This window comes from Variovorax brevis (assembly GCF_030317105.1).
In the GTDB taxonomy this organism is placed as follows: domain Bacteria; phylum Pseudomonadota; class Gammaproteobacteria; order Burkholderiales; family Burkholderiaceae_C; genus Variovorax; species Variovorax brevis.
Map to the genome: position 1 here is coordinate 171,933 of NZ_JASZYG010000007.1, position 21,615 is coordinate 193,547.

The window sequence follows — 21,615 nt, forward strand, 5'->3', positions numbered from 1 at the left end:
GTTCAGCGACCCGTGCCGCCGCTCCCTGTGGTTGGCACGATCGCCGGCTTCGCGTTGGCGGCAGGCACGGCGGTGGCGGCGGCTTCCTGCAGGCGCGCCTGCCCGCTCATGCCCGGCAGCACCGAGGCGGGTACCGTGGGCACCTTGCAGATGATCTTCACGGTCTGGCTCACGGCATCGACCGCGCCCGAGATGCGATCGACCACCGCCTTCACCGTGTCGCCCGTCTCGTCGACCTTGAAGTCGAAACTCGATCCCACCTTGAGCCAGCCCAGCCATCTGGAAGGGACGACCATGTGCAGTTCGAGCGGACCGTCGCTCACGATGCGGATGAGCTTTTCGTTCGCGGGCGGCGCTTCGTGCGCACGCGCCATCGTCTCCACCACGCGGCCGGCAAAGGGCGCGATGACCTTGCAGCCCGTCATGCGCTCCTGGATGGTCTGTGCCTGTGCGGCTCGCTCTTTCTGCTTGAGTCCGGCGATGTCGGCCTCGGCCTTGCCGGTTGCGCCCATGCCGAGCAGTTCGGTCTGCACCGACGCGTTGCGCGCTTCGGCCGCCTCGCCGGCGCGGGCCGCTCGCAGGTCCGCTGCAAAGCGGCCGCAGTCGAAAGTCACCAGCGCCGCGCCCTTCGGAAAGCGATCGCCTTCGCGGAAGGGCATGGCGGTGATCCGCTCCGACACCGTGCTCGACAGCACGGCCTCCTTTTCTGCGCGCAACACGCCGCGCGCAATGCTGGTGTCAGTGCCGCCCGCACCGCCGGCGCCCTGCGCCGCAGCCGAGGTGCAGGCGCCCAGCACCACGCCAAGCACCGCGAGTGCGCGCCGTGCGTTCATTGCGTTCATTGCGTTGCCGTCGTTGTGGCCGAGGCGAGCGCGTCGTCGCGCTGCGCCCAGAGCTTGCGCAGCTTGTCTGACAGCACGTTGACCGGGTCGCTGCTGCTCATGCTCGAATCGATCGGGTCGATGCCGATGGAGGCATAGACGTTCGCGTAGGCGTTCTGCAAGTCGGCCAGGGCGACATCGAGCCGTACCTCCGAGACGACCGTGTTCATCTGCTCGCGGATCAAGGTCTGGCGGCTCAGTTTCTCGGCCTTGAAGCCGGCGTTGAACTGCTCTTCGATCTTGCCCTGCACGCCCAGATAGCGCGAAGCGGTGTCGAGCTCGCGCAGGCGGAATTCGTAGCGCGCCCGTGCCACCTGCACCTGCGTCGCCACGGCCATGGTGAGGGCCTGTGCGCGTTCGTCCAGCAGGTCTCTTTGCGCCTGCACGCGTGCGCGGTCGACCGGCAGGCGGAACACGTTCAGCAGGTTCCAGCTGGCGCGCGCGCCATAGGCACCCCAGTTGTTGTTGAAGAGGTAGCTGTTGGAGCTCCAGTCCGCGCCGACGAAAAGCCGCAGGCTCGGCAGCATGCGAAGAATGGCCGCCGTGTCTTCGCGTTCGTTGCTGCGAAGCTGGTAGGCCACTTCGCGCAGTTCGGGCCGGTTCTCGATGGCCATGCGCAGCATGTCCATGTTCTGCATGCGCACCGGCGTCCAGGTCGTCGTGCGCGATGGCAGCACGACCTTGAACGGGGTTTCGGGCGCCAGGTTCATCAAGGCAGCCAACTGTTGCTTGGCGACGCTGAGTTCGCGCGCCAGCGTCTGCGCCTCGCGCCGGATGCTGAGCAGTTCGCGCTGGTAGCTCAGTGCCGCGAGCGGCGCGGTCTGGCCGGTGCTCTGCTGACGATCGGCTTGCGCGAGGGCTTCCTGCGTCACCGTCTCAAGTTCGGCGATCTTGCCCAGGAGGCGCTCGGCGCTCACCGCGCGCCAGTAGGCGGAGCGCACGTCTTCGACGATGCGGTTGATCACCTTGCGCTTGCGCTCTTCGGCCAGCATCACTTCGTCGGCGGCCTGCTGCGCGCGTACGTATGAGAGGCCGAAGTCCAGCAAGTCCCAGCTGAGCATGAGGTCCGTCGCGAGCACTTCGCGATCGCTGGAGGTCGAAGGCTCCAGGCTGATCCTGCCGGTCAACAGCGAACGGCTGATGCCGCCGGACTCATTGGTGCGGCCCGCGTAGTCGAGGTCGATCAACAGCTTGGGCAGCATGTCGAAGCGCTTGAGTTCCAGGTCGCGGGTGCGCAGGGCCTGGTCCATCACCTCGACGCGGTAGTCCAGGTTGTACTTGATGGCGCGTGCCATCGCTTCATAGAGATCGATGGGCACCGTGACCGGTTCCTGGTCCGCGGCCATGCGCGAGATCAGCGAAGCGGTGCGATCTTTCTGCTTCTGCTCATCCAGCGGCGCGGGGGTGATGGCGCATCCACCCAGCGCAATGAAGAGCAGCACGGCCCCCAAGGTTCGCATGGACGGGGGATGCACCGAACACGGGCCGGTCTCGGGTGTCCTCTGGACGTTCATTGCTCACTCCCCATTGTTCTGGTGCGATGGCATGTGCACCTCCTTGAAGGCGCGGCCGCGAGAGTACTGCTCGCTGCGTGTTAATGAGGCAAGCAAAGAAACTATTGAGTGACAATTCCCTACGCGGAATTTGCACGGCTTGCGAAGCCGCACAGCGGGGAGAGCGCATCGCATGACCGACCGCGTGAAACGGGTCGGCCATTTGGTTACTGATGTGTCAACTGGGCCGCTTTTGGTAATCCTCTTGAAGCGCTTTCTTCTCTTCCATCTCGCGGCCGAGGAAGTAGTTCAGGAACGTCCGGATCACGGCAATGGCGCCGAGATGTCCCAACTCCTCCCAGGTCGGCGAGAAGGACGTGTTGATCACGTCCGCGGCAAGCTGGAACGTGAGCGCCGCGACGAGCCAGTGCGCAAAAGACAGCCATACGCCCCGCCGCATGTGGCTGCGCATCTCGTGGGTTTCATGGCGCAGCTCGAACCATCCCGTGACGATGCGGTACAAGGCCGCGATCGCGCCCACGGCGATGAACAGCACCGCGCACGCCTCGACGGCGAGCGCCACGAAATGCGCGAATTCGTGCAGTGAGGCTTCCAGGGCTTCGAGGTCCATGGATGTTCCCAAGCTAGTGAAACGGGCCCACGTCAAAGGTCATGCTGACAACCGCCAGCACGCCCAGTGCGAGCAACAGCAGGGCGATGATCAAGGTCAGCGAAGTCGGAAATCCGCTTTCGGCATGGACCAGCCCCTGCGCATGCATCTGCTCGCGCTGCAAGCGCAAGCCGCGCATGAAGCGCACGTGATAGACGATGCCGAGCACCAGCATCGCGATGCCCAGCCACACCAGTGCTTCGCCGAAGTGGCGCGGCGCCGTGCTGCTCTTGAGCACGTCCGCGGCATGCAGCTTCTGGAACACCTGGAAGAGCGTGAAGCCGAAGCCGATGAGCGACAGCGAGGTGCGGATGACCGACATCAGCGTCCGGTCCGCGCTCATGCGCGTGCGCTGGAACGACATGCCGGTGCGGCGCGACGACAACTCGGTCGACGGGTCTTCGACAGCGCCTGGATCCGCCATGAAGCTTTCCCCTACACCGGCCCCGCCGCGTGCAGGACACACCGAAAGCCGAGATGGCAGGTCGACGTGTCGATCTCCTGCGGCATGCGCGCGGCCGGCCGATAACGGCGGCAGTAGTTCGGCGCGCACAGGTACGAGCCGCCCTTCATGACCTTGCGGGGAATGCGCAGCGTGGTCGCGCGCGGGTTGTGGCTTTGCTCGATGCTTCCGCCGCGGGGATTGTCGAGCGTGCAGCAGGCGTGCTCGATCTTGCCGTGGTCCTGGTACCAGTCGGTGGTCCATTCCCAGACATTGCCTGTCATCTCGTAGAGGCCGTAGCCGTTGGGCGGAAAGGAGCCCACCGGGGCCGTCCATTCGTAGCCGTCTTCCAGCTGGTTCTGCCAGGGGAACTCGCCTTGCCAGGTGTTGGCCATGTGGCGCCGGCCGGGCGTGAATTCGCTGCCCCATGCGTATTCGGCGCCGTCGAGCCCGCCGCGCGCGGCAAACTCCCATTCGGCCTCGGTCGGCAGTTCCTTGCCCGCCCACTTCGCGTAGGCCTCGGCGTCTTCCAGGGCGATGTGCACGACAGGGTGCTTCCACAGGCCCTGGAGCCCGCTCTGCGGACCCCGCGGATGACGCCAGTTCGAGCCCGCCACGTAGGTCCACCAGTTGTGGTGATCGCTGAGGTCCACGCGCTGCGAGGCCTTCTGGAACATCACCGATGACGGCACCAGCATGGCCGGATCCGCGCCGGGATAGTCGGCGGCATTGGCCGGGCGCTCGGCCACGGTCACGTAGCGCGTGGCGTCGACAAAGCGCTTGAATTCGGCATTGGTGACCGTATGGCGGTCGATCCAGAAGCCATTGACGGCCACGCGGTGCGCAGGCGCTTCTTCCGGGTAGTGGTCGTTCGATCCCATCAGGAAGGTGCCGCCCGGTATCCAGGCCATGTTGTCGTTCGAAGCGTTGGGAGTCGTCGAGGTCGGTCGTTCCGTCTGCACAGGTTCGTTCACGTCAGGATCCTGATGGCCGATGTGGTGGAAGGGCGGGGAGCGGCGTAGATTGCCGCTTGCGCTCCATATCGTCAACAGTTCTTGAACACGACCCTGGTTCCAGCGCAGGCGCAGACCCGGACTTTGCTTCGAGTCGCGCAGCTTGGCGCACGAAATCCGTGAAAGCCCAATGACAACGGGGACTTGAACCTTTCGGTCCAAGTCCCCGGTAGCGGCTGGTGTCAGCCGGCGACCGATGCGTGCGCACCGGCCGCTTGCAAAGCCCGCTATATCAAGGCGTCACGACGTTGAAGTACGGGTCGAAGGTCTCGACGTTGGCAAACACACCTGCGAACACCTTCGGGTCGCCTTCGATGGTCATCATCTTGGCTTCGACCAGCTCAGGCACCTTCTTGCCTTGCAGCAGCATGGCCAGGAAGGCCTGGCGCGTAAGCGTAAGCTTGACGTCCGGGTTCTTCAGCACGCGGCCCTTGGTGTTGTTGAGCACCGAATTCGACAGTTCAAGCGCCCAGGTTTCCTTCAGGTCGGTGAACTCCATCTGGATGTTGGCCTTCATGCCGTCGGTCTTTTCGTGGTTCAGGCGAAGCGCGATGTAGTCGAACAGCAGTTCGTTGTCCATGCCGCGCACCACGTCCGGGCCCTGCGCTGCGACGCGTGGCTTGATGATGCCCTCGCGCAGTTCGCGTGCGCCCACCAGGTAGGCGTTGCGCCAGGTGCCGGCTTCGGACTGGTAACCCAGTTGCTCGAAGGTATCGGCCGTCAGTGCCTTGGCGGCGGCATTGTCCGGGTTGGCGAACACGACGCGGTTGGAGACTTCCGCAGCCCAGCGGTAGTCGCCCGCATCGAAGGCCTTCTTCGCGATTTCCAGCGCCTTCTTCTCGCCGCCCAGGGCCGCGACATAGCGCTTGGACAGATCGACCGGGGGCAGGCGGTTCAGGTTGGCGGGGTTCGCGTCGTAGAAGCCCAGGTAGAACTGGTAGACGGCGCGCAGGTTGTGGCTCAGCGAACCGTAATAGCCGTGCGTGCTGGAGTCTGCGGCCAGGCCCTTGGGGAAGAACTTCTGGTCGCCGATCTCGTCCATCGTCATGCCCTTGTTGGCCATGTTGACCGCGTGGTCATGGATGAAGCGATAGGTGTCGCGCTGGTTGACCATGAACTTCTGGATGTTGGCCTTGCCGAAGGTCGGCCAGTGGTGGCTGCCAAAGGCCACTTCCGCATCGGGGTACAGGTCGAGCGTCGCGTTGATGTACTTGCTCCACGCCAGCGAATCACGCACCTTGGCACCACGGATGGTGTAGATGTTGTGCATGGTCTTGCTGAGCACTTCCGACACGCACAGCGCCTTCTTGTCGGGGAAATAGAACATCATTTCCGACGGCGCTTCGGAGTTCTGCGCCATCTGGAACACGATGCGCACGCCGTCCACCGTCATTTCCTGGCCGGTCTTGGTGATGTGGTCGGTCGGCGGAATGAGGCTCATGGTGCCCAGGCTGAGTGCCTTGCCCAAGCCGCCGCCCACGGCCTGGCGTTCGTTGGCGTCCAGGCCCGCGCCGAACTGGTAGGTCGCGCGGCGCGTCATGGCGGTACCGGCGAGCACGTTTTCGGCAATGGAGTTTTCCATGAAGGCTTCAGGTGCGATCACCTTGACCTTGCCGGCCTTGATGTCCTCTTCATTGATGACACCGCGAACACCGCCGAAATGGTCGGCGTGGCTGTGCGTGTAGATCACGGCGGACACGGGCTTGTTGCTGCCCAGTTTTTCGATGGCGAACTTGAGCGTTGCCTTGGCCATCTCGGTGGTCAGCAGCGGATCGATGAGGATCCAGCCGGTATTGCCTTCGACCAGCGTCATGTTGGCGAGGTCGAGACCGCGGATCTGGTAGATGCCGTCGGTGACCTTGAAAAGGCCGCTGATGTTGTTGAGCTTTTCCTGACGCCAGAGGCTGGGGTTGACCGTCGCGGGCGCGTCGCCCTTCATGAAGCTGAAGCGGTTTTCATCCCATACGGTTTGCCCCTTGGCGTCCTGCACCACAGGGTTGGGCAATTGCGCGATGAAGCCGCGCGATGCTTCCTCGAGGTCTGTCTTGTCGTCCATGGCCATGGTCTGCGCCACGGCCTGGTTGGCGCGAATCGTGGCCTGCGAGGCGGGCTTTTGCATCGGGCCATGCTGGGCAAATGCCTGGCCTGCGAATGCCACTGCAACGACTGCAGCGATCCATGTGGGCTTGAGGTTTTTCATAGAACTGACGTCTCCTTGATGTAATGAGTAGTTGGATGCGGTGAAAGGAAAAAGGAAAAAAGGTCAGGCCCGCGCATCGGCACGGATCAGGTCCGATGCCTTCTCGCCGATCATGATGGTCGGTGCGTTGGTGTTGCCGGCGCACACCTGCGGCATGACCGACGCGTCGACCACGCGAAGGCCTTCGAGGCCGCGCACGCGAAGGCGGGCATCGACCACGGCCATCGGGTCGCTGTCCGGTCCCATCTTGCAGGTGCCCACGGGGTGGTATTGCGTGTCCGCCCGGTTGCGGATGTCTTCGGCAATGCCCTTCACGTCGTTGCGCTGGACGGCGTAGTTCATCTTGCCGCGATACGGGTCGAAGGGGCTCGATTCGAGGATGTCCATCTGCATCTGCACGCCCTTAACCAAGGTGTGAAGATCGCGTTCGTCGTCCAGGATCTTCGGGTCGATGATCGGATCGGCAAAGGGGTCACGGCTCGCCAGCCTCACGTTGCCGCGGCTGTGCGGCGCCAGGATTTCGATGTGGCACGAATAGCCGTGACCCATGTGCATCTTGCGGCCGTGGTTGTCGACGATGGCGACGACGAACACCATTTGCAGGTCGGGCCGCTCCATCTCCGGCGACGAACGGATGAACGCGCCGGACTCGGCGTAGTTGGAGGTGATGACGCCCTGCCGGTTGAATCGCCAGTTGGCCATTTCACCGGCCAGCCGCACCGATCCGCCGACCGACAGGCCGAAGGTTTCCTTGGTGCTTTTGGTCTTGTAGCTCTGGATGTGGTCAACGTGGTCGTGCAGGTTTTCACCCACGCCAGGCAGGTCTTGCAGCACGGGAATGCCCAGCCGCTGCAACTCGGCGCCGGGGCCGACGCCCGACAGCATCAGGAGCTGAGGCGAGCCGAACGCGCCGGCCGTGAGGATGACCTCGCGACGCGCGCGCACTTCCTTTTCGGCGCCGCCCTGCGAGTAGGCCACGCCGACCGCGCGCCGGCCTTCGAAGAGGATGCGCGATGTGCGGGCTTCGGTCTTGATCGTGAGGTTGGCCCGCGAAAGATTCGGCGTGATGTAGCCTTTGGCCGCACTGCAACGCTCGCCGTTCTTCTGCGTCACCTGGTACATGAAGGAGCCGAACTGCTCGTCGCCGTTGTAGTCCGGGTTGTGCGGAATGCCGTTCATCTCGCAGGCCTTCAGGAAGGCCTTGTTGATCTCGCTCGGCGCGCGAAGCTCCGCAACGTTCAGCGGCCCGCCGGTGCCGTGGTAGGGGCTGTTGCGATGCGTCTCGTTGTTCTCGGAGCGCTTGAAGTAGGGCAGCACTTCCTCATACGACCAGCCCGGGTTGCCAAGGTCTGCCCAGTGGTCGTAGTCCCAGCGGTGGCCGCGCACGTACAGCATCGCGTTGGTGGAACTGGAGCCGCCGAGTACCTTGCCGCGCGGCTGGTAACCGCGGCGGCCATTCAGTCCTTTTTGGGGAACCGTCTGGAAGGCCCAGTTCTTGTACTTCGTCGGCATCATGGCGATGAGGCCGGCCGGCGCATGGATGAAGACGCTCTTGTCGGCCGTGCCCGCCTCGAGCAGGCAGACGCTCACGTTGGGGTCTTCGGTCAGGCGTGACGCGACGACGCAACCACCCGAACCACCACCCACGACGACGTAGTCGAACTCTTCGGTGCTCATTGGGATACCTCCGTGCTGCGCGCTGCATTGCAGGCTCGCCTGAAGCTTCGGGGCGCGGCGTCGATGCCGCATGTGCCCTTTGTTGGCAGTGCCGCCGCAGCAGCGGCGGCGGATCTGCCAAACCATGCAAGATGGTTCTTTTTCAACTTGACTCCTCCCCTTTGTGTCTACTTATTCTGGCAAGGCAGTCGTGGAATCAGGACGCCCCGCCGGAGCGGATCATATCGACTGCCTTTTCAGCAATCATCACAGTTGGTGCATTTGTGTTACCGCCGCAAACCTGCGGCATGATCGATGCGTCCACCACGCGCAGACCTTGCACACCGCGCACGCGCAGTTGCGCATCGACGACCGACATCGGGTCGCCGTCCGGACCCATCTTGCAAGTGCCCACGGGGTGGTATTGCGTGTCGGCGCGATTGCGGATGTCTTCTGCAATGGCCTTCTTGTCGTTGCGATCGACCTTGTAGAGCATCTTGCCGCGGTAAGCGTCGAAGGGCTTGGCTTCGAGGATGTCCATCTGCAATTGCACGCCCTTGACCAGCAGGTCGAGATCGCGCTCGTCGCCCAGGAAGTTGGGGTCGATCAAGGGCGCGGCCTTCGGGTCGCGGCTCGCCAGCTTGACGTTGCCGCGGCTGTGCGGGCGCAGCACTTCCATGTGGCACGAGTAGCCGTGGCCCATGTGCAGCTTGCGGCTGTGGTCGTCCACCAGCGCCACCACGAACACCATCTGCAAGTCAGGCACTTCGACATCCGGCGAAGAGCGCACGAAGGCACCCGACTCGGCGAAGTTGGACGTCACCAGGCCCGTGCGATTCTTCTTCCATTCGGGAATGGCGCTGGCCACGCGCGCACCGCCGCGCGCCGAGACGCCGAAGGTCTCGTTGACGGACTTGGTGCGGTAGCTTTGCACATGGTCGATGTGGTCGTGCAGGTTCTCGCCCACGCCGGGCAGGTTGTGCACGACGGGGATGCCCATGCGCTGCAGGTCCGCAGCAGGGCCGATGCCCGACAGCATCAGCAGCTGCGGCGAGCCGAATGCGCCGGACGCAAGGATGACTTCGCGGCGTGCACGCACTTGCTTTTCGACACCATCCACCGTGTAGGCGGCGCCGATGGCGCGCTTGCCCTCGAAGAGGATGCGCGAGGTCAGCGCGTGGGTTCGCACCGAGAGGTTCGTGCGCGAAAGGTTCGGCGTGATGTAGCCCTTGGCGACGCTGTGGCGTTCGCCATTCTTTTGGGTCACCTGGAACATGAACGAGCCGAACTGTTCGGCGCCGTTGTAGTCTTTGGTGACAGGTACCCCCTTCATCGTGGCTGCCTCGAGGAACACCTTGTTCATGGCGCTCGGGCTGCGCACTTCGGCCACGTTGAACGGGCCGCCAGTGCCGTGGTAGGGGTCGTCGCGATGCGTTTCGTTGTTCTCTGCGCGCTTGAAGTAGGGCAGGACTTCTTCGTACGACCAGCCGGGGTTGCCCAGCGCCGACCAGTTGTCGTAGTCCCAGCGGTGGCCGCGCACATAGACCATCGCGTTGATGGAGCTCGAGCCACCCAGCGTCTTGCCACGCGGCTGGTAGCCCTGGCGCCCGTTCAGGCCTTTTTGCGGGACGGTCTTGTACGCGTAGTTGTTGAACGGGACCGGCAACATCGCCACCACGCCGATGGGCGCATGGATGAAGATGCTCTTGTCCGGGCCGCCGGCTTCCAGCATGCAGACCGTCACATTCGGGTCTTCCGTCAATCGCGATGCGACGACGCAGCCGCCAGAACCCCCGCCGATCACGACGTAGTCAAATTCCTCAATGCTCATTTTTCGATTCAGTGTTGCTTTTGCAGGGTTGCGCTCGCGGGCGCGCCGTGGGCGGCGCCGGGTTGACCCAGGCTGGGGTCCGGGCTGCCGAGGAAGAACTTCAGGGCGAAGCGCTGGATGAAGGTGCCGTAGGGCGGATAGAACAGGTCAATCGGGAAGAAGCGATGGCGCTTGAACACCGTCTTGGCGTGCGACAGCTCGCGAAAGCCTTCCTCGCCGTGGTAGTTGCCCATGCCCGAGTTGCCGATGCCGCCGAAGGGTGCGTCGTGGTTCACCACATGCCAGCCCCAATCGTTGATCGAGACACCGCCCGAGTGCGTGCGGCGCAGCAGGTTGTCGCGTTCGGCGCTGTCGTGGCTGAAGCAGTACAGCGCCAGCGGCCGGTCGCGCTCGTTGATGAAGTTGATGGCGTCATCCATCGTGTCGTAAGGCACCACGGGCAGCACGGGGCCGAAGAGTTCTTCCTTCATGACGAGCATGTCGGGCGTGACGTTCGAGACGATCTGCAGCGGCAGCGTGCGATCCTTGCCCACCGGCACCGGTCCGAGCGACTCGACGGTCGCGCCCTTGGCACGCGCGTCGGCCAGCAGCGCGTTGATGCGCTTGAACTGGCGCTCGTCGACGACGGACGTGTAGTTGGGGTTGTCCGCCGTCTTGTTGTCGTAGAAGCTCTTGAAGGTCTGGCGCACCCCGACGATGAATTCCGCCATGCGTTCGCGCGGCACCAGCGCGTAGTCGGGCGACACGCAGATTTGCCCTGCGTTGGTCGACTTGCCGTGCGTGATGCGCTTGGCGGCGTCGGCCACTGAATAGTTGCGCGTGACGAGCGCGGGCGATTTGCCGCCGAGTTCCAGCGTGACGGGCGTCAGGTTGGCGGCTGCCGTGCGCATCACGATCTTGCCCACCGCCGGCGAGCCGGTGAACACGATGTGGTTGAAGGGCTGCGAGGTGAAGACGTTCGGGTCAAGCAGTTCTTCACCGACCATGGCGACCAGGTCTTCCGAAAAGACTTCGGCCAGCAGTTTCTTGAGGACCGCATTGGTGGCCGGCGTGGTCTCGGGCATCTTGATCATCACGCGGTTGCCGGCAGCGAGCGCAGCGACGGCCGGGCCCAGGGCCAGGTAGATCGGGAAGTTCCAGGGGGTGATGACGCCGACGACGCCCTTGGGCTGGTAGATGACCTTGACGCTGTTCGTGATGAACAGCAGTTCGGTCGAGCGGCGGCTGGGTTTCATCCAGCGCTTGAGGTGCGAGATGGCGTGGTTGACTTCCATCATCGAGCCGAGCAGGTCGAGCATCTTCGACTCGGCATGGGCGCGATGTCCGAAGTCCTGGCTCATGGCTTCCGCCAGAACGTCCTGGTAGCGGGTGATCTGTCGCTTGAGGGCCTTGAGGCGGTCCAGGCGTTCGCTGGCGCTGGGTGAGGGGGCGGCAAGGAATGCGGCCTGCTGCATGGCGAAGATGCGTGCGACGCGCTCGTTCGCAGCGTCTCCAGTTGCAGATTGCAACGTTTGTGTTGGGTTCATGATTTGTCTCCAGGTGCGTCTCGCGAGCCGGATCGGCAACATTTCGCGTTGTCGAGAATTTAGGTCGTCAACCGGGTGCCGCCTAGGTTCAACTTCGACACTTTCGGGTGAAAATCCGCCAAAACATCATTCGTGAACTACCGTGCTCCAAGAAGCGGTTACAAGCAAGTCACCCAACGCCAGGGTCGTGGGCCGTTATGGCAGCGACGCGCAGTCACCGCTGCACAGCATGCTGGGGCTGCGTGCGTTGGTGGAAACCATGGCCGACTTCGGCGTCGGTGCGGAAGCGCTTTTTTCCGGCACGGGCATCACGCCGAAGTCCATCGTGGACAGCCAGGCGCGCATCTCGCACCGCCAGAAGATCGCCCTCTTTGAAAACGTTCGTACGCTCACGCCCGAGCCCGCCGTTGCATTGCTGGCGGGACAGCGCCAGCGCATGTCCGACATGGGCGTCTTCGGGTACGCCATCCTGAGCAGCGCCACCTTCGCGGAGGCGATCGAGTTCGGCATGCGGCACCTCCGGCTGGCGGGGCCGGTGCTCGAAAAGTCCTTTCGAGTCGAAGGCGATCTGGCCATTTTCGAGGGCCACGAATACGCCGCGCTCGGCCCGCTGCTGCCGGTGGCCACCGAGTTCTGGTTCAGCTCGATCCAGGCCATGCTCAGCCGCACGCTCGACCGACCCTTCGAGGCACGGCGACTGCTTTTGCCTTATGCGCCGCCCGAACACGCCCACCGCTACGAGGAGATCCTGCGCTGCGCCGTGGAGTTCGATGCGCCGATGATGCAGTGGGAGTTCGACGCTTCCCTGCTGCCGCTGCCCCTGCCTGCGGCCAATCCGATCATGGCGGAAGTCTCCGCCGCGTTTTGCGGGCGCATGCTGGAAGAAGTCGAAGGCGAACAGCCGCTGGTCAAGTCGATCAAGGAGGCTTGCCTCAACAGCGTGGGCGGCATTCCGCGTGCGGAGCAGATGGCTGAGCGGCTGCACCTGTCGACGCGAACGCTGCACCGCCGCCTGGTCGAGGCGGGCACGAGCTACCAGGAGATCATCGACGGCGTGCGCAGCCGCCTGGCCATCGAGTTCCTGGAACGCACGGACTTGTCGGCCGACGAGATCGCCGAACGTGTGGGCTTCTCGGACGTCTCGAATTTCCGCAAGGCGTTCCGCAAGTGGACGGGGCAGACGACGACCTTCTACCGTACGCGTCGCCACTGAGCCGGCGAGGAAAAAAGGGTGCCACCCTCGCGGATGGCACCTCGTGCGTGACAGCGAATTCATTGCAGGTCAGTTGCTGCTGCCCTTGGCGTTTTCCATCTTCTTCATGGCCATCTCGATGTTCTTCTTCATGCTGAGCGTGTCGGCGCCCTGGCTTGGCGGGTAGTCCGCCAGGCTCTTGAGATGCTCGGCCAGGAAGGGGCCGGCGGCGCTGGGTGCCCAGAGTTTTTGCGCGACGAACTTGCGTGCCGCGTATTGGTTCTCCTCCGAATCCGGTGTCACCTTCTCCATCGGGTCCATCAGAAGGTTCACGATGTAGGGCACGCTGGGGTAAGACTTCTCGTCGAACCAGTTGCCGTGGTGCTTGACGCCGATGTGCATCTTCCAGCCATCGACGCGGATGGCCATCAGGTCGGTCTCGTCGTAATAGAGCATCTCGCGGCGTGCCGACTTCTCGGACTTGCCGGTCCAGTAGTCCAGGTTGTTGTAGCCGTCCAGGTGCACCTTGAACTTCGAGCCGCCGAGGGTCGCGCCCTTGAGCAGGTCATCCTTGATGTTGGGCATGCCCGCCGCGGCGGCCAGCGTGACATAGAGATCCTCATGGCTCTGGATGCCGTTGCCCACGCGGCCGGCCGGGATCTTGCCGGGCCATTGCACCAGCATCGGCACGCGCAGCCCGCCCTCCCAGGTCGTGCCCTTCTCGCCGCGGAACGGTGCATAGCCGCCGTCGGGATAGAACATGAACTCGTTGCCGTTGTCGGTGCTGTAGACAATGATGGTGTTGTCGTAGACGCCGGTGTCCTTGAGCTTCTGGATGAGGCTGCCGATCTGCGCATCGTGCTCCAGCATCTTGGCGCGCACCACGTCCTGTTCGGCGCGGCCTTCGTCAACGGCCTGCTGCAAGTACTTGTTCTGCGGGTGCGACCACACGTGGATGGCGGTGGAGTTGAACCAGACAAAGAAGGGCTTGTCCGCCTTGGCGTTCTTGTCCAGGTACTGGAGCGTTGCGTCGGTCACTTCCTGGTCGAAGGTTTCCATGCGCTTGCGCGTCAGCGGGCCGGTGTCCTCGATCTTCTGCTTGCCGACCTTGCCGAACTTCGGGTCGTTGGTGGCGTCGTCGCTCGTCGTGGCCCAGGCATGCAGCACGCCGCGCGGGCCGAACTTCTTCTTGTAGTCGGGGCTCTTCTGGCCGGGGTAGTCCATCTGCTCCGGCTCTTCCTCGGCGTTCAGGTGATAGAGGTTGCCGAACCATTCGTCGAAGCCGTGCGCGGTGGGCAGGAACTCGTTGCGGTCACCCAGGTGGTTCTTGCCGAACTGCGCCGTGTTGTAGCCGGCTGACTTGAGCACTTCGGCAATGGACGGGTCGCTCTTCTGGATGCCGCGCGGCGAGCCCGGAATGCCGATGGTCGTCATGCCGGTGCGAATCGGCAACTGTCCCATCACGAAGGCGGCGCGGCCAGCCGTGCAACTGGGCTGGCCGTAGTGGTCGGTGAACAGCATGCCGTTCTTCGCGATCGAATCGATGTTGGGCGTGCGGCCCATCATGCCGTGCGTGTAGGCGCCGACGTTCCACATGCCGATGTCGTCGCCCCAGATCACGAGGATGTTGGGTTTCTTTGCCTGGGTTGCTTGGGCCTGTGCCTCGGCCGGCGCCACAGCGCCAAGGAGCGCCGCACCCGCCACAAGAAACGGCAGGAGGCGATGCAGAAGCTTGGGTCTCATGTCCATGAAGGATGCCTTTGTTGAAGAACGGGTTGTCCTGTCGAAAGTTCAGCGGTTGTACCGTTGCGCCATCACCGCGGAAACTAGTCTTTGGTTAAGGTGACGCCGCGTCCCGTCCGAGCGCTTCGCGCACGGACTGCAGCAACTGCTCGCTGGAAAAAGGCTTGTGCAGCAGATCCACGGCGCCGACGTCGCGTCCGAAGCGGTCCAGCCCGGCGTCGTCACTGGCCGTGATGAAGATGACGGGGATGCGCAAATGCGCCGCGTCCATGCGCAACTGCACTTCAAAGCCCGACAGGCCCTGCATGTGAATGTCAAGGATGGCGCAGGCCGGCAGTTGCGTGTTCAGGGAATCCAGGAACTCCTCGCCCGATGAAAAGGCAGTCACCTGGTAGTCGGCCAGCCTCAGCACGCGGCGCAGCATCGTCCGCATGGGCGATTCATCATCCACCACGGCGATGTAGGTTTCGGCGTTGACCACAACTCGCAAGGTACTGCGCGCCTGCACCCGGGGCGACTGGCCTTTGGTTTAGTCGGGCGCGGCTTCGATGCCCAGCCGGGCCGCAATGTGCATCAGCTCGGCGACGGTGCGCGCCTCCATGCGCTGCATGATGCGGGCACGGTGGAACTTGACCGTTTGCTCGACGATGCCCAGGTCGGCGGCGATCTGCTTGTTGAGCCGCCCGTTCACGATGCCCACCAGGACTTCGCGCTCGCGCGGCGACAGCTTTGCCAGCCGCTGTTCGAACAGGGCGACTTCGGCGTTGGCCTGGCGCAGCGCCTCGCCTTTGGCGAGCGCGGTGCGCACCGCGGAGATCAGGGTGTCCGCGGTCGTCGGCTTCTCGAGGAAGTCGATCGCGCCGGCCTGGATGGCCTGCACGGTCATCGGGATGCTGCCCTGTCCCGTGAGAAACACGATGGGCATGTCCCGCCCCGCATCGGAGAGCCGTTGCTGCAGTTGCAGCCCGTTCAGCCCCGGCATCGACACGTCGAGCACCAGGCAGCCCTGCGGATGGGGCGTCGGCCTCGCGAGAAAAGCCTCGGCCGACTCAAAGACCTCGACCGTCCACCCGTGGGCACGCAGCATGCGCGCGTGCGCCGTGAGCACCGACGGGTCATCGTCGACGAGATAGATGGTGTCGGTGTCGGCGTTCATCTTGGCTCGCCGGCCGGATCTGTGCGCAGCACGGGGAACGTGGCACAGAAGGTGGCACCGCCCTCGGCATTGTTGACGGCCGTGATGCTGCCGCGGTGCGCGGTCACGATGGACTTGCAGATGGCGAGGCCCACGCCGGTGCCCCCCGCCTTGGTGCTCCAGAAAGCGTCGAAGATGCTCTTGAGGGCGTCCGGCGCAATGCCGGTGCCATGGTCCTCGACGCAAAGCCGCGCGCCTGTGCCCTCGCGCTGCGTACGCACCAGCAGCCTGCGCGCGCTGGCATTGACGTTGCTCATGGCATCCGCGGCGTTGAGGATGAGGTTGAGCAGGCACTGCTGCAACTGGATGCGGTCGCCCTCGATGAGCGGCAGGGACGCCGCAAGCTCGGCGCGCGGCGTGACCTGGCGCGTGGCGAGTTCCGCTTGCACCAGGTCCAGCGTTTCGCGCACGACCTGGTTCAGGTCCAGTGGCGCCATGCGCATTTCGCCGCGCTTGAACAGGGCGCCCAGGCTGCGAATGATGGCGGCGGCGCGGACGTCCTCGGTCACGATGTCGTCGCAGATGGTCCGGATTTCCACCAGGTCGGGATTGGCGTGGCTCAGCATCTTGCGGGCGGCTTCGGCGTTGCCCAGGATGGCGGCCAGCGGCTGGTTCAGCTGGTGCGCGATCGACGCGGAGAACTGACCCACGACGGAGACGCGCGTCATGTGGGTGAGGGCAGCGCGGTCCTTCTCGGCCTGGAGCTCGGCCGCCTTGCGTGCCGTGATGTCCAGGGTGACGCCCGTCACGCTCTTGCCGGCGCTCTTGTCGACGCGCCCTCGCGCCACCATCCAGCGCAATTCGCCGTCGGGCTCGATCACGCGGTATTCCAGGTCCACCTCCCGGTCGGTGGCGACGGCCTCCCGCACGGCGCGGTCGAGCTTTTCGCGGTCTTCCGGGTGCAGCGCCTCCAGCGCCTCCTTGATCGGAACCGGGGCGGACAGGTCCGGGCGCTTTGGAATGGGCGTGAGCGGCCAGGCCCTGTCGCGCCCGACGTCCCACATCCACAAGGACAGCCGCGCTGCGCGCGCTGCGAGGGTCATGCGCTCTTCGCTTTCCATCAGCGCCTGGGCGGTGCGCAGGCGCTGGCGCCGCCCGACGAGCAGGGCCACGATGAGCGCGGCCTGGAGCAATATCGCAGCCGTCAGGGCCAGCGCCTGATTCCGGTAGGCCTGCCACAGGGTCGGTTGCTTGAATTGCACGATCGCGTCCGCGGGAATCATCGACTCGTCGATGCCCCACCGGCGTACCTGCCGCCAATCGACATTCCATCGGGCGGGCACGGTTTCCGGCAAGGTCAGGGTCGCGGGCGTGGCGCCGTCCAGCAGGGTGTTGACGGAGAGTGCCGCCTGCCGCCCCATCTCCGCGAACGTGGGCACGCGTCCGCCGACCGCGCCCGTGCCGATGAAGGAGCTGAAGGGGCCGTAGATGGGGGCACCCGACACTTCGGCCATCTCGACGGCAATGTCGCGCGGCGCCGACTGGCGGCCGGCCCCGTCGACGTAATAGCCCGGGGTGAAAACGACATCGTTCCTGTCCAGTTCGGCCACCCGCTTCATCACTTCTTCGGTGCGCAGGCCGGCGAGAAATTCGACCTGTGGAGGCTTCGGGAGCTTGGCCACCCCTGCGCGCGTGTCGGCCTCGTAATTCCGGTCGGTGTAGCTGGCGCCCGTGACCACCACCAGGCGCCGCGCGTTCGGGTGCCACGACAACGCCTGCTTCATGGTTCCCAGGTAGTCATACTCGACCGGCACCCCGGCGAAGTTGGCGGGCAGCGGCTGGATCGACTCGATAAAGCGCTTGTCGATGCCCAGGTGGATCACCGGGACATCGGGGAACAGGCTGGCGCGTTGGCGCAACCAGAATTCCAGCGCCGGCTTGCCGCCGAGGATGATGACGGCCGGCGGGCGGGTGTTGTATTTTTCGATCAGGAACCTGGCGAAGGTCTGCTCGAAGGGGTTGCCCGTAAAGGTCGGCGTGTCCAGGAATTCGGTGAACATCGCGACGTGGCGGTCCGCGGTGCTCACGATGGCACCCCGCAGGCCGGTGTCGATCTCGATGTTCGAGGGCAGCAGGCGATTGTTGGAGAACAGCACCAACACATTTCGCGTCTCCATCGCCTGCACCGAGGGCGCCGCGAAGAAGCAGCACGCAACCAGGAGCCAGACGAAGCGCATGACCATCCGCAACCATCCCGTGAGTGGTGCCCTCGACAGGAATCGAACCTGTATCTGAGTCTTAGGAGGACCCCGTTCTATCCATTGAACTACGAGGACTGGGCGCGGGCAACTTTACCAGCTTGGCTGCACGTTTCACTTGAAATCGGGCGTCTCCAAGGCGCTATGCCGAATGAGGGGTTGCCAGGCCAGCGGTAATTGTCCATTGAAGCGCCGCGGCCCCGTGGCAGCGTCACCCCAGATAGCGCTTTTCCCACCAGCTGAACAGCACGTCGCGCAGCATCGCGCCCTGGTTGCTGCCGTAGAACTGGTGCAGGCCGAAGGAGCTGAGCGTGTCGACCTCGGCGGCGCTCAATTGCACCTCGACTTCGCGCTCGACGATGGGCACGTTGGTGAATTGGGGCACATAGCTGGCGTCGCGCTCGAGTTCGCGTTCGACGCGGATGTTGGGCTGGCGAAATTGCGCCGGCGTGCGTTGCGTCCCGTACGCGGCCATCTCGGGCACGGCGGCCAAGTCGGCTTCGGAAGCGCTGAAGACCTCGACCTTCAGCGGCTTGAGCGAGAAGTTGCTGGTGCGCATGATGTCGGCGCCGCAGACATTGGGCACGGCCAGCACGTCCATCAACGCGAGGAGTTCGACATGATCGCCGGCCTTGGAGGTCTGGCGCTCGATGCGGCCGCGGTCACCGACGATCGCGGTGACCATGAAGAGGTTGAACGAGTCGTGCACGTCGTCGGGCGTGAGGCCGTATTCGCGCTGCGCCTCCGACTGGATGTCGTGGCAATTCGTGTGCTTGTGAAAGCCGTAGGCCGACTCGTAGAGGTTGGCGCTGCAGCGGGGAAACATCACGTCGTTGGCGCGCACCGTGTCGGCCAGCATGTACATCATGGCGCGCTCGCGCGGCGGCGCCGACCACAGGAAGTCGCCGGGGCCGGGGTTCAGGCCGTGCAGCGTGCGCGTGCGGCCCACATGCATGAACTCCTTGTAGTCGTGCAGGTTGAAGCAGTTGAAGTCCGCGCACTGGCCGCCTTCCACCTGCTCGATGCGGATCACCTGGCTCTTGAGCACTTCGAAAGCCTTGCCGGTGCCGGGTTCGATGACGTAGCTGGTGAGGAGCGTGCGCTGGGTCGAGAGCACCGAGGTGTCGGGCTTCGCTGCGGGTGCCGGCTTTGCCGAAGGCACCCCGTCTTTCCATTCGCGCACGGCCCGCTGTGACAGCGACTGGATGTCGGTGGCATCGCCCAAGGCGATGCAGCGGTCGATGAGTTCGATCTGCTGCTGGTTCAGGCGGAGGCGGATCGTCTGCGAGGTCATGGATTCAACTCCTGATGTGTACGTGATCGATGCGTTCAGGTATGCAAGTTGCCTGCCAACAGTTGTGAGTCAACCGACGTACACGAAAGGTGCAAACACCCCAAATTGGCGCATGAACCATGGGCTTGTCGCGTATTCCGGGACGTCCGGCTGAGTCAAATCGGTGCATCGAGCCCTTTGGCCGCCAGAACCGGGCTGGCCCGGTTTTCGCATACGAGGTGTCATGAACAGGAATACCTGCGCTGTACACCATGACTGAACCGAGCAAATCCGAAGCGGCCTACCTGGCCATCAAGCACGCCGTGATCGAGCAGGCCCTCACGCCCGGCACCAAGCTGCCCGAAGACGTGCTGGGCACGCACCTGAACGTCAGTCGCACGCTGATTCGCGAAGCCCTTGCGCGGCTGGCCGCCGAAGGCCTGGTCGAGGCCGGCCGCAAGCGCACGGCCACGGTGGCGCAGCCTACGCGCGCCGAAGCGCAAAGCGTGTTCGAAGCGCGTGCCTGTCTTGAACGCGAAGTGGTGCGGCTGGTGATTGCACGCTGGACGCCCGCGATGGGCGCGGCACTCGAAGGCCATGTGCTGATCGAGGAAGAAGCTGCCCGCGAGGATTCGCCCGCCGTCTGCGCGCGGCTGGCGGGCGAGTTCCACATCAAGCTCGCGCAGCTGAGTGGCAACCCGGTCATCGAGCGCTACGTGTCCGAACTGGTGTCGCGCTGTTCGCTCATCCTGGCCATCTACGGCAACCCGCATTCGTCGCAGTGCGGCATCGACGAGCACCGTGCGCTCATCGAGGCGTTCCGTCGCGGCGACGAGAAGAGCGCCGTGCGCCTGATGGTCTCGCACCTGAACGGCGTGCAGGAGCGCGCGCTGATGCCCGACAGGAAGCCCGTCGATGACGACCTCGGCAGCGTCCTCGGCCGCTATGCCGGCGCGCAGGCAAAACCGCGGCGCACGAAGGTCGCCTGACGCCACCCCATCCCGGATTTCTCCCGTTCTCCCACTCGACCACCACCAAAAGGAAAAACCTCATGTCCAACACCAACTGGAACCGCCGCCGCTTCATGGGCACCGCATTGGGTTCGGCCGTCGGCACCACGCTGGCCGGCACCGCCATTGCGCCAGCCATCTTCGGCGCCACGGCAGCGCAGGCCCAAGGCAAGAGCGTGACGGTCGGCCTGATCTATGTCGGTCCGCGCGATGACTACGGCTGGAACCAGGCCCATGCGGTGGCTGCCAAGGCGTTGAAGTCGGTGCCAGGCGTGAAGGTCGTCGAGGAAGAAAACGTGCCCGAGACCGTGGCTGTGCGCAAGACCATGGAAGGCATGATCCAGAGCGATGGCGCCTCGCTGATCTTTGCCACCTCCTTCGGCTACTTCGACCCCTTCATGGTCGACATGTCGAAGAAGTATCCCAAGGTCGAGTTCCGTCACCCGACCTCGCTGTGGTCCGCCGACAAGCACCCCATGAACCTCGGCGGCTACTTCTGCTACCTCGACCAGGCGCACTACGTGAACGGCATCGCTGCTGGCCTCTCGACCAAGTCGAACAAGATCGGCTACGTCGCGGCCAAGCCCATTGCCATCGTGCTGCGCAACATCAACGCCTTCACGATGGGCGTGCGCAAGGTCAACCCGAACGCGACCGTGCAACTGGTGTTCACGGGTGACTGGTCGATGCCGGTGCGTGAAGCCGAGGCGACGAACGCGCTGATTTCCGCCGGCAACGACGTGATCGCCTGCCACGTGGACAGCCCGAAGGTCGTGATCGAGACGGCCGAGAAGGCGGGCGTCAAGACGCTGGGCCACAACGCCTCGCAGGCGCAGCTCGCGCCCAAGGGTTTCATCACTGGTGCCGAGAACAAGTGGGAGACGGTCTACAAGGCCTTTGCCGCGGACGTCGGCGCCGGCAAGAAGCTGCCCAACCAGTTCTTTGGCGGCTACGACAAGGACATGGTGCTGAGCACGCCTTTCGGCGCCGGCGCGAGCGACAAGGCGCGCAATGCCGCCACCGCGGCGATTGCCGACCTGAAGGCCGGCAAGCCCATCTACGTGGGCCCGATCAAGAGCAACACCGGCAAGCTGGTGATGGACAAGACCTACAACAACTACGACCCGGTCCTCGAGAAGATGGACTACCTGGTGGAAGGTGTGAACGGCACGCTGGCCTGAAGCGCCCGCGCCAATGAAAAAAGCCACCCGGTTGGGTGGCTTTTTTTTGACTTGTTGGTCGTGAGCGCTTACGCGGCCCACGTTACGGCATATTCACTTGCAGGAGGCACC

At 64.2% G+C, this 21,615-nt stretch carries 17 protein-coding genes and 1 tRNA gene; 3 read left to right on the plus strand and 15 right to left on the minus strand.

Going from position 1 to position 21,615, the window contains the following annotated elements; all coding sequences use genetic code 11:
• Positions 1-2: 2 nt before the first annotated feature.
• The 9 genes from QTI66_RS22630 to QTI66_RS22670 form a co-directional block, all read right to left on the minus strand.
• The gene (locus tag QTI66_RS22630; protein ID WP_286562172.1) at positions 3-842 is read right to left on the minus strand and encodes an efflux RND transporter periplasmic adaptor subunit; all 840 of its coding nucleotides are present in this window, start codon (positions 840-842) and stop codon (positions 3-5) included.
• Complete coding sequence (locus QTI66_RS22635) at positions 839-2,395, minus strand: TolC family protein (RefSeq protein ID WP_286562173.1); 1,557 nt, start codon at positions 2,393-2,395, stop codon at positions 839-841. Before QTI66_RS22635 ends, QTI66_RS22630 begins: the two co-directional genes overlap by 4 nt.
• Before the next feature lie 217 nt (positions 2,396-2,612).
• Positions 2,613-3,005, minus strand: coding sequence for a DUF1622 domain-containing protein (locus QTI66_RS22640; RefSeq protein WP_286562175.1), 393 nt, complete (start codon positions 3,003-3,005; stop codon positions 2,613-2,615).
• Positions 3,006-3,018: 13 nt separating this feature from the next.
• Positions 3,019-3,468: a YidH family protein gene (locus QTI66_RS22645; protein ID WP_286562176.1), complete on the minus strand. Its 450-nt coding sequence runs from the start codon at positions 3,466-3,468 to the stop codon at positions 3,019-3,021.
• 11 nt (positions 3,469-3,479) lie between these two features.
• Positions 3,480-4,460: a formylglycine-generating enzyme family protein gene (locus tag QTI66_RS22650; protein WP_286562177.1), complete on the minus strand. Its 981-nt coding sequence runs from the start codon at positions 4,458-4,460 to the stop codon at positions 3,480-3,482.
• A gap of 271 nt (positions 4,461-4,731) precedes the next feature.
• On the minus strand, positions 4,732-6,699 hold the full coding sequence (locus QTI66_RS22655; RefSeq protein ID WP_286562178.1) for an alkyl/aryl-sulfatase: 1,968 nt from the start codon (positions 6,697-6,699) through the stop codon (positions 4,732-4,734).
• Between the two features lie 63 nt (positions 6,700-6,762).
• Positions 6,763-8,376 (minus strand): GMC family oxidoreductase, encoded by a 1,614-nt coding sequence (locus tag QTI66_RS22660; RefSeq protein WP_286562179.1) that lies wholly within the window; start codon positions 8,374-8,376, stop codon positions 6,763-6,765.
• Positions 8,377-8,572: 196 nt separating this feature from the next.
• Complete coding sequence (locus tag QTI66_RS22665) at positions 8,573-10,186, minus strand: GMC family oxidoreductase (protein WP_286562180.1); 1,614 nt, start codon at positions 10,184-10,186, stop codon at positions 8,573-8,575.
• Positions 10,187-10,194: 8 nt separating this feature from the next.
• Complete coding sequence (locus tag QTI66_RS22670; RefSeq protein WP_286562181.1) at positions 10,195-11,712, minus strand: coniferyl aldehyde dehydrogenase; 1,518 nt, start codon at positions 11,710-11,712, stop codon at positions 10,195-10,197.
• A gap of 142 nt (positions 11,713-11,854) precedes the next feature.
• Between QTI66_RS22670 and QTI66_RS22675 the strand changes: the two genes are divergently transcribed.
• Positions 11,855-12,925, plus strand: a complete 1,071-nt coding sequence (locus tag QTI66_RS22675) for an AraC family transcriptional regulator (protein WP_286562182.1) — start codon at positions 11,855-11,857, stop codon at positions 12,923-12,925.
• 69 nt (positions 12,926-12,994) lie between these two features.
• Here QTI66_RS22675 and QTI66_RS22680 read toward each other — a convergent pair whose 3' ends face one another.
• From QTI66_RS22680 to QTI66_RS22705, 6 genes are all read right to left on the minus strand, one after another.
• Complete coding sequence (locus tag QTI66_RS22680) at positions 12,995-14,653, minus strand: arylsulfatase (RefSeq protein ID WP_286562183.1); 1,659 nt, start codon at positions 14,651-14,653, stop codon at positions 12,995-12,997.
• 88 nt (positions 14,654-14,741) lie between these two features.
• Positions 14,742-15,128, minus strand: a complete 387-nt coding sequence (locus QTI66_RS22685) for a response regulator transcription factor (protein WP_286562484.1) — start codon at positions 15,126-15,128, stop codon at positions 14,742-14,744.
• A 48-nt stretch (positions 15,129-15,176) separates the two neighbouring features.
• Positions 15,177-15,803, minus strand: coding sequence for a response regulator transcription factor (locus QTI66_RS22690; protein ID WP_286562184.1), 627 nt, complete (start codon positions 15,801-15,803; stop codon positions 15,177-15,179).
• Positions 15,800-18,025, minus strand: coding sequence for a sensor histidine kinase (locus QTI66_RS22695; RefSeq protein ID WP_286562185.1), 2,226 nt, complete (start codon positions 18,023-18,025; stop codon positions 15,800-15,802). The genes QTI66_RS22690 and QTI66_RS22695 overlap by 4 nt, the downstream gene beginning before the upstream one ends.
• 18 nt (positions 18,026-18,043) lie before the next feature.
• Positions 18,044-18,118 (minus strand) — tRNA-Arg (locus tag QTI66_RS22700).
• Positions 18,119-18,251: 133 nt separating this feature from the next.
• Positions 18,252-19,334 (minus strand): DUF1989 domain-containing protein, encoded by a 1,083-nt coding sequence (locus tag QTI66_RS22705; protein ID WP_286562186.1) that lies wholly within the window; start codon positions 19,332-19,334, stop codon positions 18,252-18,254.
• 251 nt (positions 19,335-19,585) lie between these two features.
• Between QTI66_RS22705 and QTI66_RS22710 the strand changes: the two genes are divergently transcribed.
• The gene (locus QTI66_RS22710; protein WP_286562187.1) at positions 19,586-20,302 is read left to right on the plus strand and encodes a GntR family transcriptional regulator; all 717 of its coding nucleotides are present in this window, start codon (positions 19,586-19,588) and stop codon (positions 20,300-20,302) included.
• Between the two features lie 62 nt (positions 20,303-20,364).
• Positions 20,365-21,504 (plus strand): BMP family ABC transporter substrate-binding protein, encoded by a 1,140-nt coding sequence (locus QTI66_RS22715; protein WP_286562188.1) that lies wholly within the window; start codon positions 20,365-20,367, stop codon positions 21,502-21,504.
• Positions 21,505-21,615 lie beyond the last annotated feature (111 nt).